The organism is Methylobacterium indicum (genome assembly GCF_001043895.1).
Taxonomy (GTDB): domain Bacteria; phylum Pseudomonadota; class Alphaproteobacteria; order Rhizobiales; family Beijerinckiaceae; genus Methylobacterium; species Methylobacterium indicum.
In genome coordinates, this window is record NZ_JTHF01000287.1 from 1 (window position 1) to 5,464 (window position 5,464).

Consider the following 5,464-nt stretch of genomic DNA (forward strand, 5'->3'; position numbering starts at 1 on the left):
CATGCGCCACGACAGCACCGGCATCGCCGCCACCGAGCAGGTCGGGCAGTCGAAGGTGGTCAATATTGGAAAGGTCCTGCGAGAGAATGTCGGCAACGTCAAGCAGGTGACGATCGGTGACGAGCTCGAGATAGTCGTTGGAAAATCCACGCTCGTGATGCGGAGCGACGGCAGCGTCTTCATCAAGGGTACTAGTTTGAGCTGTGATTTTTCAGATCATATTCAACTGAATTCGAAGTTGATCGATCTCAATTGAGAAAAAATCAATGATTTTAATCGAAAATCTCACCCCCTATGCCGACATCGTGTTCGGCAACATCGACCGGACCGATCGCAGCTTCGAGACTGTCGTCGCACGGGGCGTCTTCGCGATCAGGCCGCAGGCGGACGCGAGCGGAGGGATGACGCACACGCTCGTCGAGTTGGACCAGCAGGATCCGGTTCTCGTCGTCGACACGTATTTCGGGGCGATCGCCGAGAGCGAGGTGAGGTCGGAAAGCGACCTCTCACCCTACAAGCCGCGGTGCGACGTCATCGTCCACGCGACGGCTCACAGTCCGACGGGGCGGCCTGTTCCGGCCGTCGAAGTCGGCGTGACGATCGAGCGGGCGGTCGGGCGGTTTCCGTCCGTCGTGCCGGTCGCCGAGGGATTGCTCCTGGATCGCCGCCTCGTCGTATGGGGGGATCGGGACTTCGTTCGGCTCGGAGCTGTCGATCGGACGGCGGCTTCCGTCGTGAGACGCATGACGCTCGGGGCACTCAAGCCGTCCGAGTGGCAGCTCACCGACCCGGTCCCGTTCACGGCCTTTCCGATCCGCTACGATCACGCGTTCGGCGGGAGCGTGACCGTCCGGGCGAGCGAGCACGAGGTGGTGTCGCGCCTGCCGGAGGATCGGCGTGCGGAGCCGCAAATCGGCGAGGATGCCGGCGACCGGGATCCCGCCATCACCCAAGAGGCTTTCGCCGCCAATCCCCTGGGACGTGGCTTCATCACGCCCTGGTACGCTCACGCGGCGAAAGCGACGCGGTGGTCGGCGCCGCGCATCGAAGCGCCGCGCTCGCCGATCACCGTCGATGCCTTCGAGAGGCTCCTGGAGGGGGCCTGCCCTGCGGAGCCGGCGCTCATGCCGCACGGTCTCGGCATCGTGGCCAAGCATTGGGCTCCGCGATTGCGGCTGGCCGGCACCTGCGACGAGCGCTGGCAGGCGGAGCGCTGCCCTCGCCTGCCCGAGGATTTCGACGAGGCGTTCTGGAACGGGTCTCCGCCCGACATGCAGTGCGACTTCCTCTTCGGGGAGGAAACGGTCTCGCTGACGAACATGCTGCCGAGGGCGGAGGCGTCGCGAAGCAGGGGTGACGCCGTCGTCGCACGGTTCTCGCTGCCGCGGGTCGGGCTCGTGCTCCGTCTCGAGAGGCCGGAGGGCGGCGTCTTCTACGACGCCCTCCGGATCGACACGCTGCATATCGACCTCGACGCCATGCGGGTCGCGCTGACGTGGCGCCTGCGCCTGCCCGATACGGGTTCCGCCTCCGTGCGGGGCACGCTGATGGCCCTCGCGCCGATCCTCGACGAACAGCCGGACCTCATGCCCGGCGTGATCGCATCGGCGGCCTATCACCAAGCTTTGTCCGACAGGGAGAAGGAATGATGCCGCTTGGAACGCGCAAGGACCAGATCATCTACAGCGTCACGATCTCGCCGGATTGGTGCCGGACGCCAGCGGCACCGGTCCCCTACCAGCTCTACACGACGCTCGAAGGCAGCCTGAAGTGCATCGAGAGTGTGCGCTTCAACAAGAAGCCGGTCTACGTCCACGATCATTCCCTCGCACCGACCGTCTACGGCGACGAGCCCGGGACGGGCGGCGGCGTGATCTCCACCGTCAACAAGGGCAAGGTCTGGGCGAACGAGGCATCCGGGAACGTGCGGGCCGGCGGGTACCGGATCTGCCGTGTGGGCGACAGGAACTGGATGAACCTCAAGTCGTAGCGCTTCGCGCTCCGGCGACGCCCCGCCGATCGGCAACGGGACCGGTGCCGACACTGCGCCCATGCGACCCGTGCCCGGCCTGCCCCGGGATCGGCGTTCGCGCGCAGCCCTGAACCGCTCGATCAATCCGCCGGAACGGAGCGGCGATCATGGCCGACATCATCCGCACGACAGACCCCGGGGCCGACGCCAAGTACGGCCAGCCGAGCGGCACGGTCTACGGGTACGACCCGTCGGTCGGGAAATACACGCAGACCGGTGCGCCAAATCCGGAGGGCACCCTGCCGGACGGCAGCGAGCGGCTGGGCGAGATCGGCGTCAACCAGAGACTCGATCCGGTGTCGCCGACCCGTGATCTCCATCGACCTGAGGTCGAGACGAAGAAGGCCGAGCCGAAGCCCGACAAGACGGACGGCAACCCGCCGCAGAACGCCCCCGGGCAGTTCCGAACGAAGAAGCCCGAGCGGAAGAGCACCTGGCAGAAACTCAAGGACAAGGCCGAGGCCGCCAAACAGGCCGCCGCGGACTTCCACCTCGGCACCCGCGCCCTGGGTGTGGTGCAGGGGGTTCAATCGACCGTGCTGGGTGCCGGTGCCGGTGCGGCCGCGGTCGCCACGGCGCCGAGCGTCATCGGTGCCGTCGGGTTCGGCGCCGCGGCCTTGAACGAGTTCGACCAGGCCGTGGCCGGCTTCCGCACGGCCTGGACCGGCGAGCCGACCGACACGCTCGTGCAGACCGCCGCGAAGTGGGGTGCGACGGCTGCCGGCGTGGCGCCCGAGCAGGTCGAGCAGGTCGGCGAGGCGACCGGCCTCCTCCAGGGGGTGATCGGGGCGAACCCCTCGGTGGCGGCATCGAAGGCCGCGACCCGCGAGGCGGAGCGGCTCGCCCAGAAGGAGGCGCAGGCGGCCGCCGAGGCCCCGCCCGGCAAGAGCGGCAAGAGCGAGACCACCACCGAGGGTCAGACAAAGGACAACGTCAAGGTCGAGGAGGAGCAGCCCAAGCAGGGCGAAAGGCAGAAGGACGCCGACTGCAAGGGATGCATCACCAACCCCGTGCAGGTGTCCAACGGCGCGAACCGATATGCGGAGATCGAGTTCGCGTTGCCGGGACCGCTGCCGTTCGACCTGACGCGCAGCTACAACTCGGCGGTCGGCACGATCGGACCGCTCGGGCGCGGCATGCGCTCCAGCCTCGACCGTGCGGTCGTCCGCCACGCGGACGGGCGGTTGGTCTATCGCGACGCCGACCATCGCGACGTGTTCTTCCCGGCCCCCGGCCCCCTGCCGGCGGGCTGGACCTACAACGTGCGCGCGCCCTGGCTGGCCCTGGCCGAGGGGCCGGACGGATCGCTGATCCTGCGCGACGGGGCCGAGCGCCACCGGTTCGACCGGACCGCCGAGGGCGTCTGGCGCATCGGCGCGATCGAGCGGGGCGGCGCACGGATCACCTTCGCGCGCGGACCGGACGGGACACTCGACCGGCTCGACCACCCGTGCGGTCTCGTCCTGCGCTTCGCCAACGACGCCGAGGGGCGGCGCACCGGGGTCACGCTCGTCGGCAGCGACGGCGCGACGAGCGAGATCCTGCGCTACCGCTACGACGCGCGAGGCAACCTCCTCGCGGCGGACTCCACCGCCGGCGGCTCGCGCTTCTACGAGTACGACGCGGCGGACCGCTGCACCTTCTGGCGCGACGACGGCCGGACCTGGGCGCGGCACGTCTATGACGGGGCCGGCCGGGTGGTGCGGCTGGAAACCTCGGGGGCCTGGAACGGCGACACTTTCACGTACGATCCGGAGCGGATGCGCACCCGGCATACCCCCGGCGACCGGCCCGATGCGTTCGTCTGGTACGGCTACGACGAGGAAGCCCGCATCGTCGCGGAGGAGGACGCGCACGGCAACGTGTCGCGCGTGCTCTACGACGACAGCGACCAGCGTATCGCCGAGATCGACGCCGAGGGCCGGGAGACGCGCTACGCCTACGACGCCAACGGCTACCTGAGCGCCGTCACCGATCCCGCCGGCCGGACACGACGGCTCTTCCGCGACGAGGCCGGCCACGTCGTCCTGCGCATCGACGCCCCCGGGGAAGCCTGGCGGTTCGAGCGCGATGAGAACGGCCATCTCGCGGCGGTCGTCGACCCGCTCGACCACCGCACCGACCTGAGCCACGACGCGGCCGGCCGGCTGCTCGGCACGATGCGGCACGACGGCCTGATCGAGCGCCGACGCTACGATGCCGGGGGCCGGCTCTCCGCCATCCGCGACTTTCGCGACGGCGAGACGCGCTACGAGTACGACGCGTTCGGGCGCGTCACCGCGATCGAGGATCCCCTCGGCGCCCGCACCACCTTCGCCTACGCGCCCGGCGGCGATTTCTGGGTGCCGGCGCGCGAGACGCGGGCCGACGGGGTGACGCTCGAGCGGCAGATCGATCGCGGCCGGGCCGAGGTGGCGCTGACCGACGGCGAGGGGCGACGCACGATCCGGCGCTACGGCGCGTACGGGGTCTTGGAGGAGATCGAGGACCCGCAGGGCGGGCGGGTGCGCTTCACCTATGACGGCCGCAAGCAGCTGACGCGGGTCACCAACGCGCTCGGCCGGCATTGGACCTTCACCCGCGACGCCTGCGGGCGGGTGGTGAGCGAGACCGATTTCGACGGCCGCACGACGGCCTACGCCTACGACCGGTCCGGGCGGCTCACCGGCCGGACCGAGGCGGACGGCACCCGCCTCGCCTACGCGTACGATGCGGCCGGGCTGCTGCTCGCCGAGACGGTATCGGCGGCCGACGGATCGGCGCCGCAGGTGACGCGCTTCGCCTACGACCGGGCGGGGCGTCTGGTGCGGGCGCAGAACCGCGAGGCCCGGGTCGCGCTGGAGCGCGACGCCCTCGGGCAGGTGGTGGCCGAGACGGTGAACGAACGCCGGATCGACAGCACCTACGATTGCTGCGGCCACCGCACGGCCCGCACCGGCCTCGGGGCGGCGGTGGCGAGCGCCTACGATCCGCTCGGGGCGCTGTCCGAGCTGCGCATCGGCGAGCACGCGCCGTTGCGGCTGTTTTACGACGCGGCCGGCCGCGAGACGCAGCGCGAGAGCGGGCGCGGCTTCGTGCTGGCGAGCGGGCACGATCCGGCCGGTCGGCTGATGCGCCAGGTCGCCGGACGCAGGGCCCTGCCGGGGGCGGCACCCGAACCGGCGCTGGAGCGGGTCTACGGCTGGAACCGGGCATCCGAGCCGGTGTTGATCGCGGACGGGCGCTGGGGCACGACGGGTTACCGGTACGACGGCAACGGTCAGGTCGAGGAGGCGCGCCACGGCGACGGGCTGGCGGAGCGGTTCGACTACGACGCGGCTCTGAACGTGTCGGCGTTCCAGGAGGTGGAGCGGGGCCCGGGCGGTCCGGTTCAGGCGGCGAGTTTCCTGGAGGCGGCGCCGGACACGCGGCTGCGGTTCTGGCACGGCTCGG

At 70.3% G+C, this 5,464-nt stretch carries 3 protein-coding genes and 1 pseudogene; all 4 read left to right on the forward strand.

What is annotated here, in order from left to right:
• Nucleotides 1-256: pseudogene (locus QR78_RS35160) on the forward strand (hypothetical protein); the annotation flags it as partial.
• 10 nt (nucleotides 257-266) lie between these two features.
• Complete coding sequence (locus QR78_RS27375) at nucleotides 267-1,649, forward strand: DUF2169 family type VI secretion system accessory protein (protein WP_048430773.1); 1,383 nt, start codon at nucleotides 267-269, stop codon at nucleotides 1,647-1,649.
• On the forward strand, nucleotides 1,649-1,990 hold the full coding sequence (locus QR78_RS27380) for a PAAR-like domain-containing protein (protein WP_158004086.1): 342 nt from the start codon (nucleotides 1,649-1,651) through the stop codon (nucleotides 1,988-1,990). The genes QR78_RS27375 and QR78_RS27380 overlap by 1 nt, the downstream gene beginning before the upstream one ends.
• A gap of 149 nt (nucleotides 1,991-2,139) precedes the next feature.
• Nucleotides 2,140-5,464, forward strand: a 3,325-nt coding sequence (locus tag QR78_RS27385) for a DUF6531 domain-containing protein (protein ID WP_048430775.1), incomplete at its 3' end; no start/stop codon positions are given.